4 protein-coding genes are annotated in these 3,374 nt (G+C 75.2%); 2 read left to right on the top strand and 2 right to left on the bottom strand.

Annotated elements, in window-relative coordinates:
- On the top strand, positions 1–452 hold a 452-nt coding region (locus tag HMPREF3099_RS07895; protein ID WP_168168485.1), incomplete at its 5' end, for a prepilin peptidase.
- Positions 453–592: 140 nt separating this feature from the next.
- Here HMPREF3099_RS07895 and HMPREF3099_RS07890 read toward each other — a convergent pair.
- A complete protein-coding gene (locus HMPREF3099_RS07890; protein ID WP_070705470.1) occupies positions 593–1,399 on the bottom strand; it encodes a YsnF/AvaK domain-containing protein in 807 nt (268 codons plus the stop codon).
- Between the two features lie 254 nt (positions 1,400–1,653).
- Between HMPREF3099_RS07890 and HMPREF3099_RS07885 the strand changes: the two genes are divergently transcribed.
- Positions 1,654–2,061: a hypothetical protein gene (locus HMPREF3099_RS07885; RefSeq protein ID WP_070705469.1), complete on the top strand. Its 408-nt coding sequence runs from the start codon at positions 1,654–1,656 to the stop codon at positions 2,059–2,061.
- Here the strand turns inward: HMPREF3099_RS07885 and HMPREF3099_RS07880 are convergent.
- A partial coding sequence (locus tag HMPREF3099_RS07880; RefSeq protein ID WP_070705468.1) for a cell division protein PerM occupies positions 2,048–3,374 on the bottom strand: 1,327 nt, incomplete at its 5' end. The genes HMPREF3099_RS07885 and HMPREF3099_RS07880 overlap by 14 nt on opposite strands.

The raw sequence follows: 3,374 nt of genomic DNA, 5'->3' as shown, positions 1-3,374 counted from the left end.
TGGTGGGGGCCGCAGCCGTGCTGGCCGGGGCCGTGGCCTCGGCGGTGGACCTCGACGTCCACCGGCTCCCCGACCGCCTCACCCTGCCGGCTGCGACCACCGCGGCGGCCCTGCTGGCGCTGGCGACCGCCACCGGCGAGCCGGTCGGGTCCCTGGTGCGGGCGCTCACGGCCGGGCTCGTGCTCGGCGGGGTCTACCTGCTGCTGAGCTTCCTCACCGCCGGCGGCATCGGCCTGGGTGACGTCAAGCTCGCGCTGGCCGTGGGGACGCTCACCGGGTGGATGGGATGGGGCCCCTTCCTCCTGGCGGCGTGGGGAGCGTTCGCGGTGGGCGCGCTGTGGGCCGTGGTGCTCATGGCCCTGGGGCGTGCCACCCGCCGCACGCACCTGCCCTTCGGGCCGTCCATGGTGGCCTCCGCGTGGGTCACCTGGTGCCTCTGGCTCGGTGCCTGATGGCCCGTTCGATGCGTGAGCGCCACCCCGCCGCACGCCCGGGCCCCACACGCCTGCCCCGCACACGCCGGGACCCCCGCACCTCACGGTGCGGGGGTCCCGGACGTCAGGCACGGTCAGCGACCGCCCGGTGAGGCGTCTCAGCGGCGGGTGCCGTCGACGTCCTCGCCGTCGACCTCCACGCGCTCCTTGCGGACGGAGTCGGAGACCTGCACGTTCTCGGTGTGGCGCTCGGTCTCGATGCCGACCTCCTCCACCGCGACGGTCTCCTTGGAGACCACGGGGCGCTCGGACTCGAGGTGCACGTTGACCTCCTCCTCGCGGAAGGCCTCACCGTTGTCCACGGTGTTGCCGTCCACCGGGCGGGAGACGACCTTGGCCGACTCGGTGGTGACCGGCACGGTCACGGTCTGCTCCTCGGTGTCCACGTACTTGCGCAGACGGAGCTCGCCACCGTCGACGCGCTCGGTGCCGACGTTGAGGCGCTCCTCGTGGCGGACCATGGTGTCGTCGCCGGTGTCGACGCGGTCGGCCACGTCGCGGTCGGCGTCCACGCGGTCGCGGTCGGCGACACCGGCGGCAGCGGTGCCGGCGGCCACGTCGTCGGTGCGACGCTCGGTCACCTCGGCGGAGTCACCGGCCACCTCGTAGTAGCGGTAGAGCTCGCGCTCCTGCTCCACGTCCAGGTGCTCGTCGCCGTCCACGCGGGGAGCGTCCTTCACCTTGTCCTTGGAGTACTGGACGGTCAGGCCGTTGTCGGTGACGGTGGCACCGGCCAGCGGCACGAAGGACTGCGAGGTGCCGAAGAGGCCCGTGTTGACGGTCACCCACTCGGGCTCGTTGGTGCGGTCGTCCAGGTAGATCTCACCGATGGAGCCGATCTTGTCGCCGTCGACGCTGTAGAGGTCGCCGTCGCGCAGGGTACGGAGCTGGTCCTTGCTGATCATGGTTCCTCCTAGCCGGCCCGAGGGACCGGTGGTCGTTTCCCCCTCGAGAGGGGCCTCACTCATCAACCTAGCCCCCTGACACCTGAGCGCAACCCGTGCAGCGGGCTCGAGACGTGCCCTCCGTCACGAGGGGCCGTCGTGTACTGTGCGCGCCCCGACCCCCCCGGGGGACGCCCCCGCGGGAAGGCCCGGTGGAGCGCCCCCGCACCTCCTAGACTCGGCCCTCCACCGATCACTCGTCCTGCAGGAGACCCGTGAGCCAGCCCGCCCAGTCCCCCCGCGGCCGCGTGCCGGACGCGCCCAACCCCGAGGTGCTCCGCGACTCGCGGCGCGCCGGCCTGCTTCTGGTCACCGGTGCGCTGCTGGGAATGCTGGACTTCCCGCGCAACCTCGTGGCCGTGGTGGCGCTGCTGCCGGCCCTGTTCTTCTTCTTCCGCACGCTTCGGGCCCAGGCGGGGCGTGCCCCGCTGCCCACCGTGCTGTGGACCGCGCTGGGCTTCGTGCTCACCTCCATGCTCCTCGTCGGGGCGCTGGCGCCACTGCTCTTCCTCGACGCCACGGTGCGCGCCCACGAGTGCACCAGCGCGGCCAACACGCTGCAGGCCCTGGACGACTGCCGGGCCCAGCTGCCGACCACGATGGAGCAGATCACCCAGCGCTGACGCGTCCGGCCTCCGCGCGCTGCGCCCCGGCGCGCTGCCGCAGGTGGTCCATGGCCAACCGCAGCCCCACCCCCACCGCGAGCTCCGCGGCCAGCGCGAGTCCCCAGAGGGGATGCGGGTGCAGGCGCTCCAACGCACCGGGTGCGACCCCCACCCCCAGCAGCGGGCCCAGGGCGGTGGCCCCGATCCCCACGAGGGCGCAGGCCAGCAGGGCACGGGCCGCGACCCCCGGGGTGCCGGCCTCCTGCACGAACTGCTCGGCCTGGGCCCGGGCGACCGGCGGCAGGAAGGCTCCCACCGCCATCGGCACGAGCAGCACCGCCCACCACCACGGCGAGAAGGTCCCCTGCCCCGGGAGCGCTCCGAGCACGGGAACGGCCGGGAGGGCCAGATGCGGGGCGCCCCCGGGCGTGAACGCCCCCGACGGCACGACCACCCCGGGTCCGGCCAGCCACGCCGTGCCCCACCCCACGGCGGTGGGCAGCCACCCACCCTGGACGGCGGTGAGCACCACACCCGCTCCCCCATCGGCCCCGGTCACCCGGTGCACGGCCGCCACCTGCGGCCAGCGCACCACGAGGCAGGCCACCACCACGAGGGCACCGGCCACGGCCAGCCACCGCAGCGCCCGGCCCGCCGGGACGAGTGCGTCCTGGAGCAGCTCGCCGGCATCGCCCGGCCAGTCGGAGAACCACACGTCCCGGCGCGCGGGCGAGCAGGCCGTGACCAGGCCCACCACGGCGGGGAGGAGCGCCACCAGGAACAGACCCAGCACCCAGGAGCCGGCGGACCCGGCCGTTCCCAGCCGGCCGGCCAGCAGCAGGGGCAGGGCGTGCCCCACGAGGTAGCCCGCCGCCACGCCGGCCGCCGGCACCAGCACGACGTCGTCCCCCACGTCCTCGCCCGCCGCCGCCTCCACGCGGCCCACGAGGGTGCGCACCGAGCGCCAGACGCCCCAGGCCCCGACCAGCGCCAGCACCGTGGGTCCGCCGTGCAGGGTGAGCGTCTCGCCCTCGGGGCCGCTCGCGCCCACGGCCACCGCCGCACCGTGCGCCATGGCGCTGGCCCGCAGGCCGATGCCGATCGAGTCGCCGGCCGTCCACTGCGTGGACGGCGAGACCACCCAGGCCACCAGCACCATCAGCACGGCCAGCAGGTGCACCACGAGGGCCACGAGGAGGCCCCATCCCCCGCCGGCGACGAGGCCGGAGGCCAGGGGGGAGGCGGCAGGGGCAGCGGGCCGACGGGCGGCGCCACGACGGGCAGGGGCGGCGGAGGGGGTGGGCATCGGACCCATCATGCCGGCCGGCGGG

This window comes from Kytococcus sp. HMSC28H12, assembly GCF_001816045.1.
Lineage (GTDB): Bacteria > Actinomycetota > Actinomycetes > Actinomycetales > Dermatophilaceae > Kytococcus > Kytococcus schroeteri.
This window is presented reverse-complemented; position numbering and strand designations above follow the sequence as displayed.